Raw genomic sequence first — 25,584 nt, 5'->3', positions numbered from 1 at the left:
AGACGCCCCTCGCTGGCCTTGATGGCCGCTGCGCTGGCCGGGTGCAAGGATACCGTGGCGCAAAAAGCCGAACCGCCGGGGCCGGTTGTGGTTGCGACCGCGCATTTTGACGCCGAGACCCCGGAGCGCAGCACAGCTGCTTAATGAGTACACAGCCTAGAGCGCCAAGCGGTAGGTGGATTAACGTCCCGAGCTTCGCTTCAGCGCGCGACGGCGCAAGCGCAATCGTCGCGAGCAGGGCGGTGGATTACGCCTTACAGCTTCGCGCGTTGACGCCGCCGAGAGTGGGGGCGGCTAACCGACCCTACGAAACTATGCCGATCATCCAACCGCAAACGGCTTGGCGGGGCGGTGCCGGTCGGCTTGGCTTTGCGGCAGCCGTGTCACGCCGGCTGCGCGCTTGATGCCACGCTCTGACGGCGGCTCCGGACGGGGAAACAGGTTGGCCTCGAAACGCACGCCCGGCGCTTGCTCCGCGGTGCCTGAGCACACCGCGGTCTGGCCCTTGAACACCCCGGTCAGCTTAGCCTCGACCTCGTCGACACCGAACACGGTGGTCGGGCCTTCGGCGTAGCGCTTGGTCGTCAGCGTTGCGGTGAACCGGTCTTCGTCGAGCTCGTAAGTGCCGCTATAGGTGAACATGCAGTCGCCGCCCGAGATCCTGCCATTTGCAAGATAGATGATCCCGGTGCCTTCGCCGTGCGGCGTCCGAAACCAAACGGCATATTCGCCATCCCTGATCATCGAACACACCCATAACGAGAAAATTTGCGTCGTGCACTACCTAGAGCGCGACGCCGCCAACTTCCAGCGAGTGAGGGCGCGAGGGTTAATGGGGCGTGAAAGGCCACGCGTAAAATCGCCATCATGCCTGACCCGCACGTGTATCAGATCGCCAACCTGATCCTCATCGATGGACCGGCACGCCTCACGCTCTAAGCCTCGTTCTTGGGCGTATATTTGCCCATGACGCATTTGTAGCTCTTCAGCTTCCACTCGTGATACGGCCCCTTGGAGAGCCAGTCGGCGATGCCGATTTGCGCGTTCACACTGCAGGCTGCCATGGTGATGCCGGATTGCTCACTGTTGGTGACGACTTTTTCAAGACAAAGCGGGCCGTTGCAGAGAATAGCGACAAGCGTGACAAGCATTTTGACCATCGGCTGATTGGGGAATACCCGGTTGGACTGGTTTATGCAGGCTTCGTGCCAGTGGTTGGACTTGCGTGATCACATCTCTTCGAAATGTGATCTGCACTCGCCTGCATCTGACCTGCTGTACGTAGTTTCCCGGGGTATGCTTCCGATGCAGAGGTGCCCGGCGTTCCGCTACTTGCAGGTGGGATTGGCCGCATCCGCGATCGAGAAAAACGTGATGCTGGTCGGGGCCAGCTCGGTACGCGATTTCGCGAGCGGCTCGCCTTCCAGCACAGGCAATTCATCATCCGCAGCGAGCTTCAATTCGCGGCCATTCAGGCGCACGCGCGTGCCAGTGAGACTGGCTGCGGTCAGGGTGTAGCGTCGCGCCGTTCCGGAGAACTCGAGCGACCGCCGCGCCATCCGATCGGTGTTGATGGTAAGCAGCGCCACGCCGCCTGACTTGTCCCGCAAACAATGCGCGTAGAGATATAGTCCCGGCACCGCCGCCGGTCCGGCGTCGAGCACGACCGTGCCCATCAGTTTTCGCCAAAGCAGTGCCGCCCAATAGTTCGGGCGCGGCGTGAAATCCTTCTCTTCCAGCAGGCCGTAGTCACTGGCTGCAAGCGTGTTGTGCATGAGGACTTGCACCTGCCGTTTGGCCATGCGCCCGAGCGTATCGAGATAACGGAAGCTATCGAGGAAAGTCGAACTCCAGGGATTGCCGCCGCAGGCGGCATCCGCCGTTTCCGTGATCCACAGCGGCCGGCCGGGTGCGAACCGGTCGCGCAATTTTGCGTAGAAGGACGCTGCACGGTCGATGCCGGACAACCAGTCCTGCGACAACGCGTTGTTGTCGCGCGCCGCAGCCGGCGGCACCGTCCTGCTGCAACGTGGCGAGAGCGCGCCGTAATAGTGGAACGAGATCGCGTCGAACACGGGGCCTGCGGCCGCCAACAGTTTCTCACTGCCGAGCGCATCGCCTGATCCGCCGGTGCTCACGGTATCAGGGCCAAGCAGGATCGTTTCCGATGATGCATGCTTGAGGAACGGCGCGAACACGGCGATGTCGCGGCCGAAGCTCGCGGCATCATAGCCGGAGGGCGCGCCGCCGCTGGCGGCGAGGTCAGGCTCGTTCATGAACTCGGCGGCGGCGATGTTGCCGCCGAGGGCCTGCGTCGCCGCGATCAGCTTCTCGGCCTGCGCCGGCGTCCAGACGCCGCTGGCATCGCGCGTGCCCAGGCCTGTCGCAAAGGAGGTGACGAGCCTAGCGTCCGCCGCGCGCGCGAAGTCGATGACACCTCTCCATTGACGGCGGGTCAGCACGCCGTTGAAGCCGGGAGGCGGGGACCGCGCGCTCTCGTCGGCGTCGTCGAAATAGGTGGTGTTGGCCCAGGTGCCGCTCACGCGCAGATAGGCCGGCCCCAGCGCCGCGGCGAGCTTGCGCAGCCGCGGATTGCCGAGATCGATCGGCTTGCGATAGGCGTACATTGCGGGATCCCTGCCGGCGGGGATGCCTTCCGCTTTTGAAGAAGGTTTGTGCCGATCGGCGTAAGGACGCCAGAAGTGCCCGCCGGTCACCTCGACCATCTCGACATTGTAGGATTGAAAGCGCTCGTCGACCGAGCCGATGCGCGCCATGGCCGCTGGCGCGAGCGCGATGCTCGGATCGGTCGCCGACGCAGGCGGGGCGCACAGGATGGCGAGCGCAAGACCGATCAACACGCGCATCGGGCAAGGCTGAACGCTCGTTCCGTTCGGCATGCTGCAATGCTACACGAAAGCGCTGAGCTAAGCTCGGTTTGCATCCGCAATGGACGCTCTACTCCCTCTCCCGCGTGCGGGAGGGGGCTGGGGTGAGGGTGTCTCCGCGATGGGACCATTCACGGCGAGAGAGTCCTCAGCCACCGTCAAAAAAGCCGCGACCCCCGCCAGGGGAGCTAGCGAGGGCCGCGTTGGAACACCTCGTTGCGCCTAGGTTCGCAACAAAGTGTGGGAGCTGGTTTGAAGTAGGTCAGAACGGCAGCAGCACGTCCATCACCTGCTGTCCGTAGCGGGGCTGCTGGACGTCGGTGATCTGGCCGCGGCCGCCATAGGCGATGCGGGCCTGGGCGATCTTGCTTGAATCGATGGTGTTGTCGCTCTGGATATCCTCGGGCCGCACGACGCCCGCGACGATCAGTTCGCGGATCTCGAAATTGACGCGGATCTCCTGCTTGCCTTCGACCACGAGGTTGCCGTTCGGCAGCACCTGCGTGACGACTGCAGCGACGTTGGTCTGCAACGCTTCCTGCCGGTTCACCGAACCTTTGCCGTCGCTGGAAGAGGTCGAGTCCGTGGTGAGGATTTTGCCCGGCAGGACCTTCAGCGGCTGCGTAACCGTTTGGGAGCCGAGGAAGTCGGTAATACCAGAATCTTCCTTGGCGGTACGGCTGCGCTGGGTCTCGTTGGCGATGTTGGCCCTGTCGGTGAAATTGACGGTGACCGTCAGCAGGTCGCCGACGCGCGCTGCGCGCTGGTCCTTGAAGAAGGCTCTGGAGCCGTTGCGCCACAGCGAGTTCGGGCTGTAGGAGGCGACTTCCGGCTTCGGCATCGGCATCTGCACCGGCTTGTAGCCCGGCTGCGTGGTCGGATTTTCGATCGCGGTCAGCTTCGGCTGTTCGCCGATCTGGGACAGGCGGTCGATCGAGGAGCAACCGCTGGCGAGGATGCCTAGCGTGAAGAGGGCGCCGGTGAGGACGAGGCGGTTGATACGGGGAGCGGACATCACGGTTACTCGGCTTTCGGGGCGACTGAACTGACGTTGGCGACGGCGACGGGGCTCGCCTGCTCGGCGGGCGCGAGCGAGGCGGTGGGTTCAAGGACAGTTGCAGCGCGCGGCGGGGTGATCGTGACCTGGCCGCGGCCGGTGACGGTGCCGGAGACGGTGCGCTTGGATTGCAGGTTCATCACGCTGACGACATCGCCCTCGGTGCCGCCGTCGAGCGCCTTGCCGCGGATCGTGAGGTAGAGCCCGGCCGCCTGATAGATCAGCGTCACGTTCTGATCGCGGGTCACGAGATCGGGCCTGGCGAGATCGGCGGTCTTCAGCGCCTGTCCGGCGCGGAGCTGGCGACGGGCCTGCATGCCGACAGCATTGTCACGGAGCGCGAGGTCGTTGCCGACCTCGGCTTTCGGGCGGCGCTCGACCAGCACGTCCGAATGCTTCAACATTTCGCCGCGCTCGACAGCGCGTGCCAGCACGGCGGCTTCGACGGTTTCGATCGCGGTGCCGGTGAAGCGCAGCCTGGTCGGCGCGGCGCCGGTCTCGTTCGCGATCTCGAAGGTGATGTCGAAGCGGCTGTTGCGCGGATCGTAGCGGAGAGCGATCGGCTGCAGATTGCCGGAATTGGTGGCTTCCAGCCTGATGTCGCCGACGTCGCGGTCGAAGTTGATGGTGAGATTGGCGGCTTCGCCAAGGCCGTTGCGGCGCTCCAGCGTGCGGGCGACCGCTTGCTCGATCTCCTTCCGCTCGATCGCGCGCGCGGCGCGGGTCACCGAAATTTCCTTGAGGTCGCGGGTATCGACGCCGATCACCTGATGGGTGCGCAGCGTGGCGAGCACCTGCGCCACCGGCAGCGTGCCTGTGGTGCCGAGATCGGGCGCGCGATAGATCGGCGTCGTGCCGAAGCTGCCGGCGTTGTCGACGAGATCGCCGATGCGGACGATGTCGCTTGTGATGGTGACATTGGCGCGCAGCGTCGGCGGCGTGATGACGTTGTTGCGGTCCCGCGCGACGGCGTCGCTGCGGCTCTGCGCGATCGCATTGGAGACCGACGCGGCAAGGAGCAGCGCGGCGAGGAGAAGCGGGCGGGCGAACATGGTCACTCTCCCCCTCAGCGGAACAGGTTGGAGGTGGATTGCAGCATCTGGTCGGCAGCGCTGATCACCTTGGCGTTCATCTCGTAGGCACGCTGGGCCGCGATCAGATCGGAGATTTCCGAGACCACCTCGACATTGGCCTGTTCGAGGTTCGACTGCTGCATGTCGCCGAACCCGTCGGTGTTGGCGATGCCGTCCTGCGGCGTGCCGGAGGCCGGCGTGTCGACGAACAGGTTGTCGCCGATCGGCTGCAGGCCCGCCTTGTTGATGAAGCGCGTCAGCCCGATCTGGCCGACCAAAGTCGGCGTGGTCGAGCCCGGCAGCATCACGGTGAGCTGGCCCTGCGCATTGATCGTGATCTGCGAGGAGTTCTGCGGGATGGTGATGGTCGGCTGCACCGGGTTGCCCTGCGCGTTAACAACGCGCCCCTGCTGGTCCATCATGAACGAGCCGTCGCGGGTGTAGGTGTAGGTGCCGTCGGGCATCTGGATCTTGAAGAAGCCTTCGCCGCGGATTGCGATGTCGAGATCGTTGCCGGTCGGCGAGAGCGTGCCCTGGCTCATCAGGCGTGGCGTGCCGACGGTCTTGACGCCGCCGCCGAGATCGATGCCAACAGGCAGGATCGTGCCCTGGTCGGAGGCCTGCGAGCCGACGCGGCGCACATGGTCGTAGATCAGGTCCTGGAACGCGGCGCGCTGCTTCTTGTAGCCGGTGGTGCGCAGGTTCGCGATGTTGTTGGAGATCACCTGAACGTTGAGTTCCTGTGCCGCCATGCCGGTCGCTGCAGTGTAGAGAGCGCGCATCGATTAATCTCCTCAGGCCGGAACGTCGGCGAGCTTGTCGATCGCCGATTTGTGCAGATCGCTCTGCTGCTGCAGCAGTGACGAGATCTGGGTGTAGGTCCGCGTGATCTCGATCATGCGGCTCATCTCGGTGACGGAATTGACGTTGGACTTCTCGACGAAGCCCTGGCGCAGCCGCGAGGTGGTATCCACCGCGGCCGGGTTGCCTTCGCCGGCGGAATAGAGGTTGTTGCCTTCCTTCACGAGCTGCTGCGGCTGGGCGAAATTGACCACGCGCAGCTTGCCGCGGATCGAGTCGATGCGGCCGGTGCCTTCGAGCACGGTGACATAGCCGTCGGCGGCGATGCTGATGTCCTTGTCGGTCTGCTGGAACACGATCGGGCCGGCATTGCCGAGCACGGGATAGCCGGACTGGGTGACGAGCTGGCCCTGGTTGTTGACGGTCAGATTGCCGTCGCGGGTGTAGCGCTCGCCTTGGGGCGTCTGCACCACGAGGAAGCCCGAGCCGTCGATCGCGACGTCCAGCGGGTTCTTGGTCTCCTGCGACGGTCCTTGCGAGAAGTCGTGGAAGGTGGCGCGGTCGTTGACAAAGGACACGCGGCGGTCGGAGGGAGCAAAATTGTCCTCATGCGCGCCGGACCTCAGGAATTCCTGGAACAGCGAGCGGTCGGCCTTGTAGCCGTTCGTCGTGATGTTCGCGATGTTGTTGGCGACGACATCCATCTGCCGCTCCAGCACAACCTGCCGCGATAGTCCGACCAGAAGCGTATTCTGCATCGGCGGTTCTCCCCTTCGTGGACGGTCCGCGAAAAAGAGGTTCTCCCAAACCTCAAGCCCTCGGACCTCGTGAACCTTTGGGCTCTCCCAAACCCGCCGGCTCGCATTGTCTTCAGCGAAAGCCGTGCCAAGTCGGAAAGTGATGATTTGTGAGGAGGTTAGGTGTTCAGCCCGGGGGCGGAGAGGGCGGCAGAAAGGTCTTGTTGACCATGTTTGCCCGGCAGTTTTTTCCTAGTTGCGGCGCAATCGAAAGAAACCATTAACCATTCTTACCCTAGCGTTGCACCGTACAGAGCGCGCGTGCGCTGGCGGCATTGGTATTGCGTCTTAAAGGGCTTGGCTGGGGCAAATCGCGTTCGTCTCCGATCTTTTAGCGGGCGGGCGATGGCGGACGAGGACAAGGCGGAGGGCGGCGCCGAGGGCGAGGCCGCAGCTTCGAAAAAGGGCAAGCTCAAGCTGATCATTGCCGCCGTCGGCTTCCTCGCCATCCTTGGCGGTGGCGCCGGCTGGTTCTTCTTCATGCGCGGCCACGGTGAGGAGGTGCATGCCGAAGCGCCGCCGCCGAAGCCGCCGGCCTTCGTCGAAGTGCCTGACATGCTCGTCAACCTCGTCGGCGCGCCCGGCGAGCGCATCCAGTATCTGAAGGTCAAGCTGGTGCTGGAGGTGAAGGAGGAGAAGCAGGTCGAGGCGATCAAGCCGTCGCTGCCGCGCGTCACCGACCTGTTCCAGACCTATTTGCGCGAACTGCGCGCCAGCGACCTCAACGGCTCGGCCGGCCTGTTCCGCCTCAAGGAAGAACTCACCAAGCGTGTCAACGCGGCGGTGTCGCCCAACCAGGTGAACGCGGTGCTGTTCAAGGAAGTCGTGGTTCAGTAGCGATGGCCGGCAACGACCAGATGGACCAGGATGCGATCGCCGCCCAGTGGGAGGCGTCGCTCGATTCCGAGGATCCCGCAGCCGCTGCGGAAGAGGCTGCGAAGAACGAACTGTCGGAGAGCATGTCGCTGCAATGGGCGGCCATGGTCGAGGACGGTAGCCGCGACTTCGGCACCAAGAACGGCGGCGAGCGGGTCCTCTCGCAGGAAGAGATCGACAATCTGCTCGGCTTCACCGTCGGCGACGTCAATCTCGACGACAATTCCGGTATCCGCGCCATCATCGATTCGGCGATGGTGTCGTATGAACGCCTGCCGATGCTGGAAATCGTGTTCGACCGCCTGGTGCGGTTGATGACGACATCCTTGCGCAATTTCACCTCCGACAACGTCGAAGTCTCGCTCGACCGCATCACCTCGGTGCGCTTCGGCGATTACATGAACTCGATTCCGCTGCCGGCGGTGCTCAGCGTGTTCAAGGCGGAGGAGTGGGAGAATTTCGGGCTCGCCACCGTCGATTCCAGCCTGATCTATTCGATGATCGACGTGCTGCTCGGCGGCCGCAGGGGCCAGACCTCGCTGCGCATCGAGGGCCGCCCCTACACCACGATCGAGACCAACCTGGTGAAGCGGCTGATCGAGGTCGTGCTATCAGATGCCGAGCAGGCGTTCCGGCCGCTGTCGCCGGTGAAATTCACCATCGACCGCCTCGAGACCAATCCGCGCTTTGCCGCGATCAGCCGTCCCGCCAACGCCGCGATCCTGGTGCGGCTGCGCATCGACATGGAGGACCGCGGCGGCAATATCGAATTGCTGCTACCCTATGCGACCATCGAACCGATCCGCAACGTGCTGTTGCAGATGTTCATGGGCGAGAAGTTCGGCCGCGATCCGATCTGGGAAGGACATTTCGCGACTGAGGTGGCGCAGGCCGAGATCTCGGTCGAGGCCGTGCTCTATGAAGCCGACATTCCACTCAAGCAGTTGATGAAGCTGAAGGTCGGCGACACGCTGCCGCTCGACATCCGCGCGGACTCGCTGGTGTCGGTGCGCTGCGGCCACGTCACCCTGACCGAGGGCCGCATGGGCCGCGTCGGCGACCGCGTCGCGATCCGCGTCAGCAAGAATTTGCGCAAGCCCAATACCACCTTTGCGATGTTCGAGAAGGCCGACGAGCAGACCAAGATGATGGAGGCATAGTTTGAATCATTCCCTCGGAATTGCGATTGAAAGCCTGGTCGCCGTGCTGTTGATGCTGACGATCGGCTACTGCATGCTGCTCAACAAGCGCCTGCAGCGGCTGAAGGCCGACGAGCACTCGCTGAAGGCCACCATCGCCGAACTGATCACGGCAACCGAGATCGCCGAGCGCGCGATCGGCGGGCTGAAGCACACCGTGCGCGACGTCAACGAGAATCTCGGCAGCCAGCTCACCGCGGCGACGCAGATGTCGGCGCATCTGAAGGGCCAGCTCTCTGAGGCCGACGCTATGATCCGGCGGCTGTCGAGGATCGTGCAGGCGGGACGGCCGGTGACGGAGGCTGCGCCCGCCGCAGCCGCTGCACCCGCGCCGGCAGCGCCGAAGATGTCGCCGGCCAAGGCGGTGGCCGCGGCTGCTGAAGCCTTCACCGAACGCAGAAAGGCTGGCGGTCTGGCCGCATGAGCGCGTTTCGCGACATCCGCGTCATCCCGGTCGTGCTGGTCGCGATCTTCGGCCTCGTGGTGCTGAAGGTCGCGGGCCTCGTGCTCGATGGCGGCTACGTGTTCGACTACAATCCGCAGTCGACCAAGCCGTCATGGGCGCAGGAGATGCTGAATTTCCCGGGAGGAAAGAACAAGGGAGATCCGAACGACATCACCGGCTCCGTGCATGCTCCGGCGGAGAAAAAGAAGGAAGAGCCGCCCGCGGCGACCGATCCGCCGCCGCAGCCGGATGGCGTCGTGATCAATCCGAACCTGCCCCCGCAGATCTCGGCCTCCGAGCGCGCGATCCTGGAACGGCTGCAGGCGCGCCGGCAGGAACTCGATGCCCGCGCGCGCGAGATCGAGATCCGCGAAAGCCTGTTGAAGGCCGCCGAGAAGCGCATCGAGGCGAAGGTGGAGGAGGCCAGGGCGAGCGACGCCAGGACCACTGCCAGCGCGGCGCAGAAGGCCGAAGCCGACGCCGCGCGCTTCAAGGGCATCGTCACGATGTATGAGGGCATGAAGCCGAAGGATGCCGCGAAGGTGTTCGACCGGCTGGAAATGGGCGTGCTCTACGAGATCGCGTCCCAGATCGCGCCGCGCAAGATGGCTGATATCCTCGGCCTGATGCAACCCGAAGCGGCCGAGCGGCTCACCGTCGAGCTCGCCCGCCGCGCCAGTCCCGACAAGCTGCAACCTGCCGCCGACCTGCCGAAGATCGAGGGCAAGATGCTCGCGCCGAAGCTGAATTGACGACTTCAGCGCATCGCTTGCAGCAGTACTATCAAGCAGCCGGTGCAGCCGGCGCAGGTGGAGTAGGAACAACCGCTTGCGCGCCGGCCAGCGCCGCCCGCAACGCGTCTTCCTTGGTGTGGTCGAGAGACGTCTTCAGCACGGTCCCGCCTTCGCCCCTGAGGCCTTCGAGCACTTTGTCCCCGGTCACCCTGCGTGCCAGCACGAAGAGGGCCGCAGTTCCGGGCTGAATGGCTTCAGCGGTCTGCTTCATCCATTTGTCGTCGATACCGACATCGGTCAGATATCCGCCGAGCGTGCCGCCGGCGGCGCCAAGCGCCGCTCCTGCCAGCGGCATCAGGAAGATCAGGCCGATCAGGGTGCCCCAGAAAGCGCCGCCGACCGCGCCGGCCGCCGTGGTGTTGATGAGCTGGTTCAATTTCACCCGGCCTTCGGGATCCTTCACCGCGATCACGGCATCGCCGAGTTCGATGAGGTACTCCTTCTGCATGGCCAGCAATTTCTGACGGACTTCTTCCGCCTTCGCCTCGGTTGGGAATGCGATCACGACAAGATCACTCATTTGCAGTTCTCCTCTATGGCCGCCCGACTCTATTGCGTCTCCATGACCATCCGAATGCAAAGCAAATGGCACGCGAATGCGATTGATTTACATCAACCCCCGGCGAGGAGAGCGTAGCACGTTGTTCAATCTGTGGCTTTGCGGCCTTTGTCACAAATGAAGCGGGGAACCCGGCTACCGCCGACGGGCCCTAGCTGGCGGTTTCCCGCCTGCGCCCGCGAAATACGGGTTGGCAAAACATTCGGCTGCGCGGCCTGACGCCGACGCCTTGCACTGAGCCATCGATGTATATCCGCAGCCGATGGCAGGGCCGTCAATGCTGAAGACCTGCATGCAGATCGGGTAACGCGGATCGTAGGTCTGCGCCTGGCCGGGCAAGGCCGCCAGGATTGCGACGCCCACCAGGATCGCCCGAGCTACGGGGCGCATCGGAATCTCCTTAAAGGCAAGTCACTTCCCGTTTTCTTTTTACTTCCTTCTACTTTGGACATTTTCTTTGTGTATTATAGTTGACAGTCACAGGGTGTGTATCTTAGTACACGCGATGCAGATCATCCAGAGCGAAGCTTACTCGACGTGGTTCGCTAAGCTTGGCGACATTCAGGCCAAAGCCCGCATCGTTGCCCGCATCCGCCGCATGGAGTTGGGCAACCCCGGTGATGCCAAATCGGTTGGCGACAGTGTGAGTGAAATGCGGATCGACCACGGCCCGGGATATCGGGTTTACTTCACGAAGCGCGGCAAGACCGTTGTGATCTTGCTCTGCGGTGGCGACAAGAAATCACAGAAGCGAGACATCGAAACCGCGAAGCGAATGGCAAAGGAGGTCTGATATGGCCATCAAGACAACCCCCTTCAACATCCTTGATCACCTCAAGACTCCAGAGGAGCAAGTCGCTTACCTTGAAGCGGCCCTGGAGATCGATGATCCGTCATTCATCGCGGCAGCTATTGGCGACGTTGCCAAAGCCCGCGGTGTGAGCGAATTCTCTCGCGAGACTGGCCTAAGCCGAGAGGCGATCTACAAGGCGTTCAAAAAGGGAGGCAATCCAACCCTTGAAACGCTAGACAAAGCGCTGAAACCCCTTGGAATGCGACTGACACTTACTGCACGAAACGCAGCTTAACGACGCGCCGCGCTCCGCGGTTTACCGATCGCACTGATAGACGCGGCCAGCGGCGAACTGCGCGTCATCGATCTGGCGATGAGCATGCAGCCGTGCAAGCGGGTCGTTCCGAGCTGCCGAGTCTGACCCGATGGTTGCCCAGATGGGCAACCATGTGGAGCAACTCAAGGCCGAGCTTGAGACGATGTGCATGTCCGCTTCCGAAGTTCAGGCGGTGTAGGCGTCTCGGATGTCTTCAGGGAACGCATCGATGACCTTTGGGCGTACTCGCGCTGGTCCCGATAGCCATCAATGTCCCCGCCGGAGCACTGCTATATTTCCTCGATTTTCGGGGACCGTTCCCCGAAGTTTCCAAGTAGTCGTCGTTAACAACTCCTTAAGCGAGCCAATTCAAGATTCGGATGCGGGGTGGCGCATTGGTAGCTGCTTCGAGGCTTGAGGGCTGAAAGACGTAACTGGCATGGCGCGACGGGCTGCCGCTGGACTAAGGTCGCATGGCCGCGTTTTGCCGCGGACGGCGTATCTTTGCCTGGGCCGGCTGCTGCCGCTTGCCGTGCTCCTGATTTCCCTGACACTTGCCCCGGCCGCCCGCGCCGACGATCCGGTCAAGGGCGTGGCGACGTTCTCGGCGGCCAACGGTTTTGCGCGGCTGGTGTTCAAGCTCGCCGAGGATGTCGAAACCGAGGTGTCGACGGCCGGCTCGATCGTCGTGATCCGCTTCAAGCGGCCGGTCGATATCCCCGTGGAGAGATTGGCCGATGCCGTGCCCGATTATGTCGGCATGGCGCGGCGCGATCCGGACGGAACGGCGATCCGCTTGTCGCTGTCGCGGCGGGTGACGATCAATACGATGACCGCGGCCGAGCGGATCTTCATCGACTTCCTGCCCGATGAGTGGGCCGGGCCGCCGCCGCCTTTGCCCACGGACGTGATCCGCGAACTGGCCGAGCGCGCGCGTGCCGCCGAACGTGCCTTGCGCGCGCAGCGGGCGGCGGACGCAGCCAGGAAAAAGCCGCCGGTGCGCGTGCGCGCTTCGGTGCAGCCGACCTTCGTGCGCTTCGTGTTCGAAATTCCCGATGGCGTCAGCGCGTCCTCGGTGCTGAACGAGCAGAAGCTGACACTGTTGTTCAACAGCGTGCTCAGCTTCGACCTCGCGGATGCCAAGGTGGCGGCGCCGCCGAACGTCGCCTCGATCAACCAGCGCTCCGACACCGACACATCAGCTGTCGACATCAACCTGATCGGCGAAGTCGATGTGCGTTCCTTCCGCGAGGACAAAAACTACGTCGTCGACGTCGCCTTCCAGCAGCCGGAGAAGCCGGCAGCGGAGGGGCACGCCGCCAACGTTCCACCCGCGCCGGCAAAGCCGCTGGTCGCCGTGGCGGCCGGGCAGGGCAAGGCGATCAGGGAATCCACGCCGTTGCAGCAGCCGGCCCCGGTCGCCCCGGTGACATCAGAGACGTTCGCGGCGCAGGCCAAGATCGCCATCAAGCCCGAGCAGGGCACAAATGCCCCGCAGGCGGAGCCCGCGGTGGCGGCCGAGAGCACGGCGCCTGCGGTCGCGAGGCCGCAGCCCGCTGCCGCCGAAGTGCCCGCGCCGGCGTCCGAGAAGGTCGCGCAGGAGGTGCCGCCGGCTCCGCCTCCAGTGCAAGCGGGGCCTGCCGAGCCGCCGCTGCCTCCAGCAGCGTCCGCGAAGGAAGCTTCACCGTCGCCTGCGAATGCCGCGCCGAAACCGGCCGCAATGCTGCAGGCTTCCTCCGCCGAGAAGTCTGTTGCGGTCGACGCGCAGCGCGACAGCGACGGCTTGCGCGTGACGTTCACCTTCCAGAAGGCGACGCCGTCGGCGCTGTTCCGCCGCGCCGACGCGGTGTGGCTGGTGTTCGATTCTCCAGAGCCGATCGATGTCGCGCCGATCCGCGACAAGGCCGGCGCCATCATCTCCGACATCAGCCGTTTTGCATTGGACAAAGGACAGGCGATCCGCTTCCGCCTCAACCGCCCGCAGATGCCTTCACTCGAAGCCGACGAGCGTTCCTCCGGCACCGGCTGGACGGTGACCTTCGCCGACCGGGTGCAGAAGGCGCCGCAGCCCTTGATGGTGGTGCGCAACGTCAGCGATCCCGCACTCGCCAATGTCAGCGTGCCCTTGGCCAATCCCGGGCAATTGCACCGGCTGGTCGATCCCGATGCCGGCGACATGCTGTGGGTCGTGACCGCGCCGCCGCCGGCGCGCGGCTTCATCCGTCGGCAGGATTTCGTCGAGCTGTCGCTGCTTGAATCCGTGCACGGCCTCGTGGTGCATCCGAACTCCGACGACGTGAAGGCCGAACTCGGCGCCGACAAGGTGGTGCTGGGACGTCCTGGCGGGCTGACGCTGTCATCGGCCGACGTTGCCGCCGAACGCGCCACCGCCGCGGTCAAGCCGCTGTTCGATGCCGAGGAATGGAAGAACAATCAATCGGCGAACTTCATCAAGCGGCTCGATGGGCTGATCGCGGCCAGCGCCGAGGCGACCACGTCGCCCGAGCAGCTCGCGCAGTCGCGGCTCAACCTTGCCAAGTTCTACGTCGCGCGCGCCATGTATGAGGAAGCCCACGGCGTCGCCAACCTGATGCTGTCGGAGAGCAAGCGCGGCGCCGAGGATCCGGCCGTGCTGATGATCCATGCCGCCAGCAGCGTCATGATGGGCCGGCCCGAGCGCGCGCTCAAGGATCTCGCCAGTCCCTTGATCGGCAACGGCTATGATTCCCAATTGTGGAAGGGGCTCGCCCTTGCGCGCCAGGGCAAATGGGCGGATGCGCGGGAGAAATTCAAGAACGCGGAGTTCTCGGTCGCGACGCTGCCGCCCGATCTGCAGCGCGTCGTCATGCTGGAATCGATGAGGGCCGCGCTCGAGGTGAAGGATTTTGCCGGTGCCGCGCGCCGCCGCAGCGAGCTCGAGGTGATCGGCCTGCCGAAGGAATTGAAGCCCGCCGCAGCGGTGCTGCGCGGCCGGCTCGCCGAAGCGCTCGGCTATGAGAAGGACGCGCTCGACGCCTACCGCTTTGCCGCGAACTCGCCCGATCGGCAGGCCGCGGCCGAAGGCAAATTGCTCGAGGTCATACTGAAGCAGAAGCGGGGTGAGATCACGCAAGGAGAGATCCTGCGCGAGCTCGAACTGCTCGCCGTGATGTGGCGCGGCGACAGCATCGAGCTGCGCACGCTGCAGATCCTGGCGAAGATCTATTCCGACACCGGCCGCTATGCGGAGGCGTTCGCGGCCACCCGCGCCGCGACGAAACTGCAGCCGAACTCGCCGGAATCGCGGCAGGCACAGGATGCGGCGTCGGCGCTGTTCTCCCAGCTTTTCCTCGGGCCCGCCGGCGACAGCATCCCGCCGATCGATGCACTCACGATGTTCTATGAATACCGCGAGCTGACGCCGATCGGTCGCCGGGGGGATGAGATGATCCGCCGCCTGGCCGACCGTCTCGTCGGCGTCGACCTCTTGGATCAGGCCGCCGAACTGCTGCAGTACCAGGTCGACAAGCGGCTCGAGGGCGCGGCGCGCGCGCAGGTCGCCGCACGCCTTGCTATGGTCTATCTCACCAATCGCAAGCCGGAGCGCGCGATCGCGGCGCTGCGCCTGACCCGCATCTCGGATCTCTCGGGCGAATTGCGCCAGCAGCGGCTGCTGCTCGAGGCGCGTGCGCAGAGCGACGTCGGTCGGCATGACCTTGCGCTCGACATCATCTCCAACATTCCCGGCCGCGAGGCGATCCGGCTGCGCTCCGACATCTATTGGGCGCAGCGGCACTGGCGCGAGGCCTCCGAGCAGATCGAGCTCTATTATGGCGACCGCTGGCGCGACTTCACGCCGCTGAACGCGGCCGAGAAGGGCGACATTATCCGTGCCGTGGTCGGCTATGCGCTCGCCGAGGACGCGATCGGGCTTGCCCGCTTCCGCGAGAAATATGCGCCGCTGATGTCGGGCGAGGCCGACCGGACGGCGTTCGACATTGCAGCCAGGCCGGCTGCCGCCAACAGCGCCGAATTCTCAGAGATCGCAAGGATGGCCGCCAGAGTCGATACGCTCGACGGCTTCATCCGCGACATGAAGCTCCGCTTCCCCGACGCCACCGCCCGCGCGCCGCTCTCCGATCCGATCGCGACCGGCGCTGTGCCGGGCACGAAAGCCGATCCCGAGGCGTTGCCTGCGATCGTCGGCACCAAGCGCGCCAGCGCTGCGAGGTAGCCCGTAGCCCGGATGGAGCCAACGGGTCGCGCGAATGCGCGCCCCGTTGGCTCCATCCAGGCTACAAACTCCGTCCGGGCTACGTGGAAGCCGCGACGATCGTCCTCTCGACAGCGTCGCGTTTAGGCGGCAATTTGCGGCGGCCACGCAAATCGCCGGAGGACGTCGTCACCATGAGCAAGCCGACCAAGACCGAAGCCGAACTCATCGAGATGGCAAGAGCCGAGCTGAAGGTCCATGCCGATTGCCCTGATGGCATCGTGATCTCCGTGATCCGTGACGGCGACAGTTGGGAATTTCGTGCGGCCGCCGACGCCGCGACGGTGGCTAAGCCGGGTTATCCCGAATGCGTGGCGATGCTGGTCCAGGTCGGCGATCACCTCAGCAAGCAATATGACTTCAAGAACTGACCGGCTGCGCTGTTATCCGTGACGAGCGCCGGCTCGCTACGGCGTGTACTCACAAACCCGCGCGCCGCATCGGAGTGCGTCTGGGATGCATTGTGCCCCTGATCGCGGCGCGATAGCAGACCTCCAAGGGTCCGAGATGGGGCAAGAGGCGACGTAACGCGTCCGGATCAGCTCCGATCGAGTGGCGGGTTGTGGGGCTTGGCTTCGTGCCATCACCAGTTACCCACGTAACGCAATTCCGGATTTCCGAAATCTTTCTGTAGGCGTTCCGCCCCATCATGGTCGCCTGGTGGATGGTCACTTCTAACACGAAAGGAGCTTCCATGAAGATTCAAGTCCGCAGGCTCGCGATTGCAGTCGCAATTGCTGTCCCTCTCGCAGCGGCCGCCACGGCCAAATCGTCTGCTGCGCCGATCAATGGCATGTCGATCAAGGCGGCGGTACCAGCCGTGACGATGGACGTGCGCTATCTGGTGCGTCGGGATTATCCTTCGTACTGGGGCTATCCCACCTATAACTCGTACTGGGGTTATCCCACCTATAATTCGTATTGGGGCTATCCGACCTATAATTCATATTGGAGCTATCCGAGCTATTACTACTCCTATCCCGGCTACACTTACGGCTGGTGATGACATCAAGCATTGGCAGCGTGCGGCTCCCTTCGAGCCGCCGCTCGCCAACATGTATTTGAGAGATTTTGTCCTTGCTCGATCACGCGCATGCTGCTTACTTCGCTTCGCTCGCAATGACGGGCTTGGCCGTTACTGCCCCTTGGCCCTCTGGTCGAATGCGCTCAGGACTGCGAGCGTCATCGCGGTGACGCCGGTCTGAATGGTAGGCTTCGGCACCGGCGCGAACAGCGGGGAATGGTTGCCGGGAAGCGGCGCGCCGCCATTGCGCGCGGCGGCGACGTGCTCGGGATCGTAGACGCCGATATTGAAGAACATCGAAGGCACGCCGGCATTGATGTACTCGGAAAAATCTTCGCTCGCGGCGACCGGCGGCGCGGTCCTGAACTTGTCGCCGAAGGCCGCGTTCAGCACCTTCTCGGCGGTCGCGACAACAGCGGCATCGTTGACAACCGCCTTGGTACCCTCGGTGATCCTGATCTCCGGTGCAGGCGCGTTCGCCATGGCGGCGACCGCTTTGGCGGTACGTTCGATTCCATCATGCATCTTGGCGCGCACGTCCGGTTTGAAGGTTCTGATGGTGCCGAGCAGGACCGCCTCGTCGGGAATGATGTTGGCCGTGGTGCCGGCATGGAGCGAGCCGATGGAGACCACGCCGAATTCGGTCGGGTCCTTTTCACGGCTGATGACGCTCTGCACATCGACCACAAAACGCGACGCCATCATCACGGGATCGATGGTCGCCTGTGGCGCCGCGCCATGGCCGCCGCGGCCTTTGAATTTGATGTAGAGGCCGTCGGCATTGGAAGAGCGGACCCCGACGGTGTAGCTGACGTAGCCGTAGGGAAAGGCCCCGCTATGCAGGGCAAAGCCGGCATCGGGCTTGGGAAAGCGCGTGAACAGGCCGTCGGCCAGCATGGCTCTGGCACCCGCAACCACTTCCTCGGCGGGCTGGGCGATGAACATCAGCGTGCCCTTCCACTGGTCCTTCAGCCCGACCAGCGCCTTCGCCGTTCCGACCCAGCTCGCCATGTGGATGTCGTGGCCGCAGCTATGGGCGACGAAGGTTTCGCGCTCCTGCCAGATGGTCTTGTCGCGGCTCGCGTAGGGCAGGCTGGTCTTCTCCTCCATCGGCAGCGCGTCAAGCTCGGTGCGCACCATGATGGTCGGACCGTCGCCATTCTTGTAGAGCGCAACCAGCCCGGTCTTGCCGACCTTCTCTGTAACCTCGAAGCCGATCGCGCGCATCTCGGCGGCGAGTTTTGCGGCGGTCTTCTCCTCCTGGAAGGCGATCTCGGGATGGGCGTGGATGTCCTTGTAGAGCGCATCGAGTTTTGGATATTCGCTCTCGAAGGAGGTCTCGATCGATTGCTTCAGGCTTGCGACGTCGAGCTCCGCATGCGCCGGCAGCGCAACCATGCTGCCCAAGGCAAATGCGACGAGCAGAGGCTTTGCAAACCGCATGGTCAGACCTCCCTTGGCTTTTTTTCTTCCTCAACCAGAATATCGCGGTGGGCATCCGCGTCAACGCGGTCTCGCCCGGCGTGATCAAGACGCCGATGCATGGACGCGAGACCTAAGATTTCCTCGCCAAGCTGCATCCGGTCGGGCGGATGGGCGAGAGCCGCGACATCGTCGATGCCATGCTCTATCTCGAAAGCGCGGGCTTCGTCACCGGCGAGATCCTGCATGTCGATCGCTGAAATCACCCGGATTCGTCATTGCGAGCCACCGGGTCGCGCGAACGCGCGCCCGATGACAGGCTCCGCGAAGCAATCCACGGTGCCGCTTGCGGAGGCGTGGATTGCTTCGTCGCTGTCGCTCCTCGCAATGACGGTCGACGCGCCGGTCAGCCATCGCCGTCGGCGATGGCTGGCATCAGAACTAACCATTTCCCTTTCCGGCAGCGAGGCTGCTTAACCGATGTCAATGTCAAGCACCCACGCTCACCGTCATCCCCATTCAGCCGCGGCCAATCATCATCATGAAGGCGGGCCGGTCTGGCTGTCGGCTGCGGCGGGGCTTTGCGCCTCGCTGGTTGGTCTTGGATTGGCGCGCTTCGCCTACACGCCGCTGATCCCGGCGCTGATCGCGGCAAAATGGTTCAGTCCGGCTGATGTCGTCTATCTCGGCGCTGCCAATCTTGCGGGCTATCTCGGCGGCGCGATTATCGCGCGCGAAGTCGGCGCTCGCATCGGGGCGGTGCGCTCGCTGCGCGCCATGATGGTGCTTGCCTCGCTCTGCTGCTTTGCGTGCTCGGTGCCGATCTCGTTCGCCTGGTTCTTCGTGTGGCGCTTTCTTGCCGGTCTGTCCGGAGGCGTGATCATGGTGCTTGCGGCGTCGACGATCCTGCCGCATACGCCGCCGAACAAGAAGGGCGTGGTCGGCGGCGTGATCTTCGCCGGCGTGGGCCTCGGCGTTGCGGCGTCCGGCACGCTCGTGCCGCTGTTGCTGCGGCAAGGGCTGCAAGAGGCCTGGTATGGACTTGGGATATTGTCCGTGCTGCTGACCCTGGCGAGCTGGAAGGCCTGGCCGGCCGAGGTCCGCGGCACGAAAGCCGTAGCTCACCATCGCATAGCATCGCGGCCGCGATCGCTGGCGATCCGCGCGCTGTATGCGGAGTATGGCCTCAACGCCCTGGCGCTGGTGCCGCACATGGTGTTCCTGGTCGACTTCGTGGCGCGCGGGCTGGGGCAGGGGATTCCGGCCGCTTCGCAATACTGGGTGCTCTACGGCATCGGCGCGATCGCCGGTCCGCTCGTGACCGGGCATCTCGCCGACCGCGCAGGCTTCGGCCCGGCGCTGCGCGTCGCCTTCCTGGTGCAGGCGGTGGCCATCGTGCTGCCTGCGGTCAGCGTGGCTCCGGCCGCGATGATCGCCTCGAGCGTGATCGCTGGCGCCTTCACCCCCGGCATCGTGCCGCTGACGCTCGGCCGCATCCATGAACTCGTTCCGCACAACAGCGCCGCGCAGGGCGCGGCGTGGGCGCAAGCAACCACGAGCTTTGCGCTGTTTCAGGCCGGCGGCGCCTATGGCCTGTCCTACTGCTTCGAGCAGACCGGCGGCAACTACGCGCTCCTGTTCATGATCGGCGCAGCCGCCATCACCACCGCTCTCGCCGTCGATCTCGTGGTCGGCCTATTGGGCGATCGCGCGCGCTCGTAGTTCGTCGCGCTATCCCCCGTAGCTCTGCACCAGGCTGCCGGCGACCAGCGACCAGCCGTCGACCAGCACGAAGAAGATCAGCTTGAACGGCAGGGACACCACGACCGGCGGCAGCATCATCATGCCCATCGACATCAGGACGGAGGCGACCACGAGGTCGATAATGAGGAAGGGCAGGAATAGCAGGAAGCCGATCTCGAAGGCGCGCTTCAATTCGGAGATCATGAAGGCGGGGACGAGGATGCGCAGCGACATCTCTTCCGGGCTCGCGGGCGGCGGCTCGCCGGAGAGATCCATGAACAGCTTGAGGTCCTTCTCGCGCACATTCTTCTGCATGAAGCCGCGCAACGGGACGGAGGCGCGCTGCAGCGCGTCCTCGACGCCGATCTGGTTGGCGACCAGCGGGCGGATGCCGTCGTCATAGGATTTCTGCAGCACCGGGCCCATCACGAACGCGGTCAGGAACATCGCCAGCGCGATGATCACGGAGTTCGGCGGCGCGGTCGCGGTGCCGAGCGCGGTGCGGAGCAGCGACAGCACCACGACGATGCGCGTGAACGACGTCATCATGATCAGGATCGACGGCGCGATCGAGAGCACCGTGAGCAGCGCGATCAACTGGATCGCGCGCTCGGTGACGCCGCCATTGCCCTGGCCGAGATTGATGCTGATGTCCTGCGCAAGCGCAGGCGCCGCCAGCGAGCTGGCGGCGATCAGGACGGCGGTGAATAAAACTCTACGCGGATACTTCGGCGGCCTCACGAAGGGTTCTTCGGGCGGCCGAGCAAGGAGGCCATCTCGTCTTCGAGATTCTCAAAGCCGCTCTTCTGCGGCGCAGGTGAGGGCGGAGGTTCGCTGCGTGCGGGGCGCGGTGCAGGTGCCGGCTCGGGCGCGACCGGCGGCGCGGCAGCTTCGCTCGGCGGACGGCGCAGCGCGGCCTCGAGCCGCTGCGCCATCTCGGCGAGATTGGCGTCGGCGCTGGATGTATCCGGCGGCGGCGGAGGAGGAGATGGCGGAGACGGAGGAGGCGGCGGTGGCGGTGCTGCGGCACGCTCGGGGGTGCGCAGCGGCGCGATCTTCGGCTCGGTCGTGCGGGGCGGGCGCGGGATCAGGGGCTCGGTGCGGGGCACGCGCGGCGGGATCGGCTCCGGCCGCGGTTCGGTGCGCTCGGGGCGGCTGCCGATCGGCTCCGGCGTGAAGCCGGTGAGCGGATCGCGTCGCTCTGTCAGCGGCGGGCCGGCCGGACGGCGAAGCTCTTCGGCAAAAGACGGGCGCGCGGGCCGCGGCGGCGGCTCAGGCATCGTCGGCTCCGGCGTATCGAAGATCTCGGTGCGGGCGCTTTCGGCCTCGGCCCACGCGGCATCCGGGAGCGGCGCAACCCGCGGTGGCGGCTCGGCGCTGGCGATGACCGGACGCGCCGGCGCCTGGTCGCGGGCCGACGCGCGGACGATATTGGGTTCGACGACGATGTCGGTGGGGCCGCCGATCATCAGGAGATGCTCGACATTGTCGCGGCGGACCAGCACGAGGCGGCGCCGCCCATCGACCGCGGCCGCATCGATCACGGCTAGCCGCGGCATCCGCCCGCGGTTGGTGTTGGCTCCGAGGCGGTTACCGGCAAAGCGGCGGACCAGCCATGCGGCCAGACCGATCAGCGCCAATACGGCGATGAACGCAAAGAGGAACCACAGGATCTGCATATTACTGTCCCCGGCCATCTGGCCCTGCTTTCATGCTGGCGTCGACGGATGCGGGCTGAAGCGATCCGATCAGCGAATCACGCCCGAGATCAGCCTTATTTCTTAATTCCCCACGGCAGTCACGCCGCCCATGTTTACTAATAGACCAAGAATCGATTGTTCCAAAACGACTTCTAAGCCCACCTGCGCGCGCTGGTTAACGCAGCCATCGTGGCGAAAATGTGCACTTCCGGATGATTCGGAGACCTGCCTACGGCCTCCCGGAACAATTTAACCAGCCGTTAACCATACACCGGGCAAATTCTGCCTACCTCGGGGACGGCCCCAGAGGTTAACGGGGGCGCGGCGATGGCCATCAACGATCTACCGATCCTGTCGGCGCTGCGCACCAAGATGCAGTGGCATCAGGAGCGCCAGCGGGTGCTGGCCGAGAACGTCTCCAATTCGGATTCGCCGAACTTTCGGCCGCGCGACCTGGTCGAGCCGACCTTCGGCCGCAATGGCGCGCCGGTCGGCGGATCGATGGGCATGCTGCCGATGATGCGGACCGCCTCCGGCCATATCGCGGCCTCCGGCGCGCCGGAGAATTTCGACCATGACGGCGGCAAGAACGCCTTCATGACCAGGCCGGCCGGCAACGCCGTCAACCTGGAAGAGCAGATGCTGAAGGTCTCCGCCAACCAGATGGACTATGCGGCGGTGACCTCACTCTACAGCCGCAGCCTCGGATTGATCAAAACCGCCATCGGCAGGCGCTGACAGGTTTTTAGGGAGAAGGGATCATGGCCGACGATGGAAGCGATTTCGCCCGCTCGATGACGATTGCCACCTCCGGCCTGCGCGCGCAGGCCGGACGGATGCGGGTGATCTCGGAAAATATCGCCAACGCCGATTCGACAGCGCAGACCGCTGGCGGCGATCCCTACCGCCGCAAGGTGCCGACCTTCTCCTCCGCACTCGACCGCGCGCTGGATGCCAAAGTGGTGACGCTCGGCAGAGTGCGGCCCGACCAGTCGGCGTTCCGCGTCAAATACGAGCCGAGCAATCCGGCGGCGGATGCGACCGGCAATGTGAAATATCCCAACGTCAATCCGCTGGTCGAAATGACCGACATGCGCGACGCCCAGCGCTCCTATGAGGCGAACCTCAACATCATCAGTGCCACGCGGCGGATGATCCAGCGCACGCTCGATATCCTCAAGTCCTAAGAAACAGGAAGCGATCCAACATGGCCACACCGACAGTCGCCGCCAACGCCTATGCCAGCCTCGCCCGCATGATGGAGCGGGGCGGCGCCGAGAAGGGCGGCGAGACCGCAGGCCCCTCGTTCGGCGCGCTGGTGAAGGAAGCCATCGGCAGCGTCATGGATGCCGGCCGCAAGTCCGACGCCCAGACCGTGGCGATGACCTCGGGCCGGGCCAATGTGATGGATGTGGTGACCGCGGTCGCCGAGACCGACGTCGCGGTCTCGACCCTGGTGTCGGTGCGGGACCGGGTGATCCAGTCGTATGAAGACATCATGAAGATGCCGATCTGAGGCTTCCGTCATTGCGAGCGGAGCGAAGCAATCCATGGTGCCGCTTGCTGAGGCATGGATTGCTTCGTCGCTGACGCTCCTCATAATGACGGCGGAGGGTTTGGCGGATTGAAAAAGGACGCTTGAAATGACCGGTGCTGAAACCCTCGACGTGGCGCGCGATGCGATCTGGACCATCGTGGTGGTGTCGTCGCCCCTGATGATCGTCGGCCTCGTGGTCGGCGTGATCGTGTCGCTGTTCCAGGCGCTGACGCAGATCCAGGAACAGACGCTGATCTACGTGCCGAAGATCCTCGCGATCTTCGTGACAATGCTATTGGCGCTGCCGTTCATGGCTGACGCGATGCACGCCCACATGCTGCGGATATCGTCGCGAATCATCGGCGGTTGATGCACTGTGACTGAATGCGCATCGACATATCCCTGCTGCCGGCGCTGGCCGCGACCTTCGTCCTGGTGTTTGCCCGCATGGGGGCGATGGTGATGCTGCTGCCGGGATTCGGCGAGAGCAATATCCCGGCGCGAATCAAGCTCGGGATCGCGCTGCTCTTGACGCTGATCATCCTGCCGCTGCACCGCGCCGACTATCATGTCGACATCACGTCGGTGACGTCGCTGATGGTGTTGATGGTGCACGAGATCGTCATCGGCATCGTGCTTGGGGCGACCGCGCGCGTAACGTTGTCGGCGCTTGCAGTCGCGGGCTCGGTGATCGCCCAACAGCTCGGGCTCGGCTTCGTCACTGCGATCGATCCGACGCAGGGCCAGCAGGGCCAGCTCATCGGCAACTTCCTCACGATCCTCGGCATGACGCTGTTGTTTGCGACCGACACTCATCATCTGGTGCTCGCGGCGCTGAACGAGAGCTATAAGATCTTCTCCCCGGGCGCGACGATGCCGACCGGCGACGTCGCGGCGCTGGCGACGCGCGCCTTCGCGGAAGCCTTCAAGATCGGCCTGCAACTTTCGGCGCCGTTTCTCGTATTCGGTCTCGTCTTCAATATCGGGCTTGGCGTGCTGGCGCGGCTGATGCCGCAGATGCAGGTCTATTTCGTCGGCGTGCCGCTCTCGATCCTCGCCGGGTTCCTGATCCTCGCCGTGGTGATCGCGGCGATGATGGGGACCTATCTCGAATACTTCATCGGCGTCATGCACCAACTCACGCCGCTGAAATAGGGAGCCGCCATTAAGGAAGCGCGATGGCCGAGGATAGCGACGACAAAACGGAAGACCCTACGCAAAAACGTCTCGATGACGCACATGCGAAGGGCGATGTCGCCAAGAGCCAGGAGGTCAACACCTGGTTCGTGATCGCTGGCGGCACCTTGGTGCTGTCGACCTTCTCGACCTCGACGGCAGCAGGCATCCTGACGCCGCTGCGCAACCTGATCGCCAATTCCTGGATGATCAGGACCGACGGCCCGGGGCTGATGTCGCTGATGCAGACGCTCGTGATCGCTGTCATCGCGGCAATCGGCGTGCCGCTGCTGATGCTGATGCTGGCGGCGATTGCCGGCAACATGATCCAGCACCGCCTGGTGTGGTCTACGGAGTCGCTGACGCCGAAATTCAGCAAGATCTCGCCTGGCGCCGGCTTCAAGCGCATTTTCGGCAAGCAGGCGGCGGCGAATTTCCTCAAGGGCATCTTCAAGGTCGTCGCGCTCGGCGCGGTCATGACGGCGGTGCTGTGGCCGGAATGGCACCGGCTGGAATCGCTGCTTAGAATCGACGTCGCCTCGATCCTGCCCGCCACCACCAGCCTGACGTTGCACCTGCTGGGCGCTGTGGTGGCGATGCTCGCCGCGGTCGCGATCGCCGACTACTTCTTCCAGTACCGGCAATGGTACGAGCGGCAGAAGATGTCGGTGCAGGAGATGAAGGAGGAGTTCAAACAGTCGGAAGGCGATCCGCACATCAAGGGGCGCATCCGCCAGTTGCGGCAGCAGCGCATGAAGAAGCGGATGATGGCCGCGGTTCCCAAGGCGAGCGTGATCATCACCAACCCGACCCACTATTCGGTGGCGCTCGCCTACGACCGCGACATGCAGGCGCCGGTCTGCGTTGCCAAGGGCGTCGACAACATCGCCTTCAAGATCAGGGAGGTCGCCAAGGATCACGACATCCCGATCGTCGAGAACGTGCCGCTGGCCCGCGCGCTCTATGCAACCGTCGATGTCGACGAGGAAATTCCGGTCGAACACTATCACGCGGTCGCCGAAATCATCGGCTACGTCATGGGCCTGAAGCGTCGCGGGCTGTCGGGACAGCGAAGCTGACGCGGCATGGGACTCCGGGAATGGAACGAAAGCGGCCTGAGATGGGCTTAACC

At 64.3% G+C, this 25,584-nt stretch carries 29 protein-coding genes and 2 pseudogenes; 19 read left to right on the top strand and 12 right to left on the bottom strand.

Translation table 11 applies throughout. From position 1 onward, the window contains the following. Positions 1–21: 21 nt before the first annotated feature. Positions 22–132, top strand: a pseudogene (locus AC5ZG5_RS15735) (efflux RND transporter periplasmic adaptor subunit); the annotation flags it as partial. 189 nt (positions 133–321) lie between these two features. Here the strand turns inward: AC5ZG5_RS15735 and AC5ZG5_RS15730 are convergent. From AC5ZG5_RS15730 to flgF, 7 genes are all read right to left on the bottom strand, one after another. Further along, positions 322–744, bottom strand: coding sequence for a hypothetical protein (locus AC5ZG5_RS15730; protein WP_028163568.1), 423 nt, complete (start codon positions 742–744; stop codon positions 322–324). 191 nt (positions 745–935) lie between these two features. Continuing rightward, positions 936–1,151, bottom strand: a complete 216-nt coding sequence (locus tag AC5ZG5_RS15725; RefSeq protein WP_028163567.1) for a hypothetical protein — start codon at positions 1,149–1,151, stop codon at positions 936–938. 177 nt (positions 1,152–1,328) lie between these two features. Next, positions 1,329–2,900 (bottom strand): glycosyl hydrolase family 79 N-terminal domain-containing protein, encoded by a 1,572-nt coding sequence (locus AC5ZG5_RS15720; RefSeq protein WP_456643360.1) that lies wholly within the window; start codon positions 2,898–2,900, stop codon positions 1,329–1,331. Between the two features lie 250 nt (positions 2,901–3,150). After that, complete coding sequence (gene flgH / locus AC5ZG5_RS15715) at positions 3,151–3,903, bottom strand: flagellar basal body L-ring protein FlgH (RefSeq protein WP_028163565.1); 753 nt, start codon at positions 3,901–3,903, stop codon at positions 3,151–3,153. 5 nt (positions 3,904–3,908) lie between these two features. After that, the gene (flgA, locus tag AC5ZG5_RS15710; protein ID WP_456643359.1) at positions 3,909–4,997 is read right to left on the bottom strand and encodes a flagellar basal body P-ring formation chaperone FlgA; all 1,089 of its coding nucleotides are present in this window, start codon (positions 4,995–4,997) and stop codon (positions 3,909–3,911) included. Positions 4,998–5,011: 14 nt separating this feature from the next. Further along, on the bottom strand, positions 5,012–5,800 hold the full coding sequence (gene flgG / locus AC5ZG5_RS15705) for a flagellar basal-body rod protein FlgG (RefSeq protein WP_028163563.1): 789 nt from the start codon (positions 5,798–5,800) through the stop codon (positions 5,012–5,014). A gap of 12 nt (positions 5,801–5,812) precedes the next feature. Further along, a complete protein-coding gene (gene flgF / locus AC5ZG5_RS15700) occupies positions 5,813–6,577 on the bottom strand; it encodes a flagellar basal-body rod protein FlgF (RefSeq protein ID WP_028163562.1) in 765 nt (254 codons plus the stop codon). A gap of 384 nt (positions 6,578–6,961) precedes the next feature. Between flgF and fliL the strand changes: the two genes are divergently transcribed. The 4 genes from fliL to AC5ZG5_RS15680 are packed head-to-tail and all read left to right on the top strand — an operon-like array spanning position 6,962 to position 9,888. Then, positions 6,962–7,453, top strand: a complete 492-nt coding sequence (gene fliL, locus AC5ZG5_RS15695) for a flagellar basal body-associated protein FliL (protein WP_028163561.1) — start codon at positions 6,962–6,964, stop codon at positions 7,451–7,453. 2 nt (positions 7,454–7,455) lie between these two features. Then, on the top strand, positions 7,456–8,652 hold the full coding sequence (gene fliM, locus AC5ZG5_RS15690; protein ID WP_028163560.1) for a flagellar motor switch protein FliM: 1,197 nt from the start codon (positions 7,456–7,458) through the stop codon (positions 8,650–8,652). Between the two features lies 1 nt (position 8,653). After that, positions 8,654–9,115, top strand: a complete 462-nt coding sequence (locus AC5ZG5_RS15685; RefSeq protein ID WP_028163559.1) for a DUF6468 domain-containing protein — start codon at positions 8,654–8,656, stop codon at positions 9,113–9,115. Continuing rightward, on the top strand, positions 9,112–9,888 hold the full coding sequence (locus AC5ZG5_RS15680; RefSeq protein WP_130229066.1) for a MotE family protein: 777 nt from the start codon (positions 9,112–9,114) through the stop codon (positions 9,886–9,888). The genes AC5ZG5_RS15685 and AC5ZG5_RS15680 overlap by 4 nt, the downstream gene beginning before the upstream one ends. A 31-nt stretch (positions 9,889–9,919) precedes the next feature. Here AC5ZG5_RS15680 and AC5ZG5_RS15675 read toward each other — a convergent pair whose 3' ends face one another. After that, on the bottom strand, positions 9,920–10,450 hold the full coding sequence (locus AC5ZG5_RS15675; protein ID WP_028163557.1) for a DUF1269 domain-containing protein: 531 nt from the start codon (positions 10,448–10,450) through the stop codon (positions 9,920–9,922). Positions 10,451–10,624: 174 nt separating this feature from the next. Continuing rightward, positions 10,625–10,879, bottom strand: coding sequence for a DUF3551 domain-containing protein (locus tag AC5ZG5_RS15670; RefSeq protein WP_456643358.1), 255 nt, complete (start codon positions 10,877–10,879; stop codon positions 10,625–10,627). A 115-nt stretch (positions 10,880–10,994) separates the two neighbouring features. On the opposite strand from AC5ZG5_RS15670, the gene AC5ZG5_RS15665 reads away from it, so the two are divergent. The 5 genes from AC5ZG5_RS15665 to AC5ZG5_RS15645 all read left to right on the top strand — a co-directional run bounded on the left by AC5ZG5_RS15665 (position 10,995) and on the right by AC5ZG5_RS15645 (position 16,853). Continuing rightward, a complete protein-coding gene (locus tag AC5ZG5_RS15665) occupies positions 10,995–11,282 on the top strand; it encodes a type II toxin-antitoxin system RelE/ParE family toxin (RefSeq protein WP_456643357.1) in 288 nt (95 codons plus the stop codon). A gap of 1 nt (position 11,283) precedes the next feature. Continuing rightward, positions 11,284–11,577, top strand: coding sequence for an addiction module antidote protein (locus AC5ZG5_RS15660; protein ID WP_028163554.1), 294 nt, complete (start codon positions 11,284–11,286; stop codon positions 11,575–11,577). Positions 11,578–12,037: 460 nt separating this feature from the next. Beyond that, entirely contained in the window at positions 12,038–15,811 is a 3,774-nt protein-coding gene (locus tag AC5ZG5_RS15655; RefSeq protein WP_456643356.1) for a tetratricopeptide repeat protein, read from the top strand. A 173-nt stretch (positions 15,812–15,984) separates the two neighbouring features. Further along, positions 15,985–16,221, top strand: a complete 237-nt coding sequence (locus AC5ZG5_RS15650) for a hypothetical protein (protein WP_028163552.1) — start codon at positions 15,985–15,987, stop codon at positions 16,219–16,221. Positions 16,222–16,544: 323 nt separating this feature from the next. Beyond that, positions 16,545–16,853, top strand: coding sequence for a hypothetical protein (locus tag AC5ZG5_RS15645; protein WP_130229062.1), 309 nt, complete (start codon positions 16,545–16,547; stop codon positions 16,851–16,853). Positions 16,854–16,985: 132 nt separating this feature from the next. Here AC5ZG5_RS15645 and AC5ZG5_RS15640 read toward each other — a convergent pair whose 3' ends face one another. Then, a complete protein-coding gene (locus AC5ZG5_RS15640; RefSeq protein ID WP_456643355.1) occupies positions 16,986–18,317 on the bottom strand; it encodes an amidohydrolase in 1,332 nt (443 codons plus the stop codon). 50 nt (positions 18,318–18,367) lie between these two features. On the opposite strand from AC5ZG5_RS15640, the pseudogene AC5ZG5_RS15635 reads away from it, so the two are divergent. From AC5ZG5_RS15635 to AC5ZG5_RS15625, 3 genes and pseudogenes are all read left to right on the top strand, one after another. Continuing rightward, positions 18,368–18,556 (top strand): annotated as a pseudogene (locus AC5ZG5_RS15635) (SDR family oxidoreductase); the annotation flags it as partial. Further along, the gene (locus tag AC5ZG5_RS15630; RefSeq protein WP_456643354.1) at positions 18,543–18,773 is read left to right on the top strand and encodes a hypothetical protein; all 231 of its coding nucleotides are present in this window, start codon (positions 18,543–18,545) and stop codon (positions 18,771–18,773) included. The pseudogene AC5ZG5_RS15635 and the gene AC5ZG5_RS15630, both read left to right, overlap by 14 nt. 9 nt (positions 18,774–18,782) lie before the next feature. Beyond that, positions 18,783–20,018: a YbfB/YjiJ family MFS transporter gene (locus tag AC5ZG5_RS15625; RefSeq protein WP_456643414.1), complete on the top strand. Its 1,236-nt coding sequence runs from the start codon at positions 18,783–18,785 to the stop codon at positions 20,016–20,018. Between the two features lie 9 nt (positions 20,019–20,027). Here the strand turns inward: AC5ZG5_RS15625 and fliP are convergent, their stop codons facing one another. After that, the gene (gene fliP / locus AC5ZG5_RS15620; protein ID WP_456643353.1) at positions 20,028–20,780 is read right to left on the bottom strand and encodes a flagellar type III secretion system pore protein FliP; all 753 of its coding nucleotides are present in this window, start codon (positions 20,778–20,780) and stop codon (positions 20,028–20,030) included. Beyond that, positions 20,777–21,736: a flagellar biosynthetic protein FliO gene (locus AC5ZG5_RS15615; RefSeq protein WP_456643352.1), complete on the bottom strand. Its 960-nt coding sequence runs from the start codon at positions 21,734–21,736 to the stop codon at positions 20,777–20,779. The genes fliP and AC5ZG5_RS15615 overlap by 4 nt, the downstream gene beginning before the upstream one ends. Positions 21,737–22,066: 330 nt before the next feature. Here AC5ZG5_RS15615 and flgB point away from each other — a divergent pair, with 330 nt between their 5' ends. From flgB to flhB, 6 genes are all read left to right on the top strand, one after another. Beyond that, positions 22,067–22,477, top strand: coding sequence for a flagellar basal body rod protein FlgB (gene flgB / locus AC5ZG5_RS15610; protein ID WP_456643351.1), 411 nt, complete (start codon positions 22,067–22,069; stop codon positions 22,475–22,477). A 23-nt stretch (positions 22,478–22,500) separates the two neighbouring features. Next, positions 22,501–22,926 (top strand): flagellar basal body rod protein FlgC, encoded by a 426-nt coding sequence (flgC, locus tag AC5ZG5_RS15605; RefSeq protein ID WP_130231207.1) that lies wholly within the window; start codon positions 22,501–22,503, stop codon positions 22,924–22,926. A 20-nt stretch (positions 22,927–22,946) separates the two neighbouring features. Further along, positions 22,947–23,255 (top strand): flagellar hook-basal body complex protein FliE, encoded by a 309-nt coding sequence (gene fliE / locus AC5ZG5_RS15600; RefSeq protein WP_028163546.1) that lies wholly within the window; start codon positions 22,947–22,949, stop codon positions 23,253–23,255. A gap of 127 nt (positions 23,256–23,382) precedes the next feature. After that, positions 23,383–23,646, top strand: a complete 264-nt coding sequence (fliQ, locus tag AC5ZG5_RS15595) for a flagellar biosynthesis protein FliQ (RefSeq protein WP_028163545.1) — start codon at positions 23,383–23,385, stop codon at positions 23,644–23,646. Between the two features lie 14 nt (positions 23,647–23,660). Continuing rightward, positions 23,661–24,431 (top strand): flagellar biosynthetic protein FliR, encoded by a 771-nt coding sequence (fliR, locus tag AC5ZG5_RS15590; protein ID WP_456643350.1) that lies wholly within the window; start codon positions 23,661–23,663, stop codon positions 24,429–24,431. A 23-nt stretch (positions 24,432–24,454) separates the two neighbouring features. Next, on the top strand, positions 24,455–25,531 hold the full coding sequence (gene flhB, locus AC5ZG5_RS15585; RefSeq protein WP_456643349.1) for a flagellar biosynthesis protein FlhB: 1,077 nt from the start codon (positions 24,455–24,457) through the stop codon (positions 25,529–25,531). The last annotated feature ends 53 nt before the right edge of the window (positions 25,532–25,584 follow it).

The organism is Bradyrhizobium sp. Ses1 (assembly GCF_059512365.1).
The sequence above is the reverse complement of the archived record's forward strand: the minus strand, read 5'-3'. Positions and strand labels throughout refer to the sequence as shown.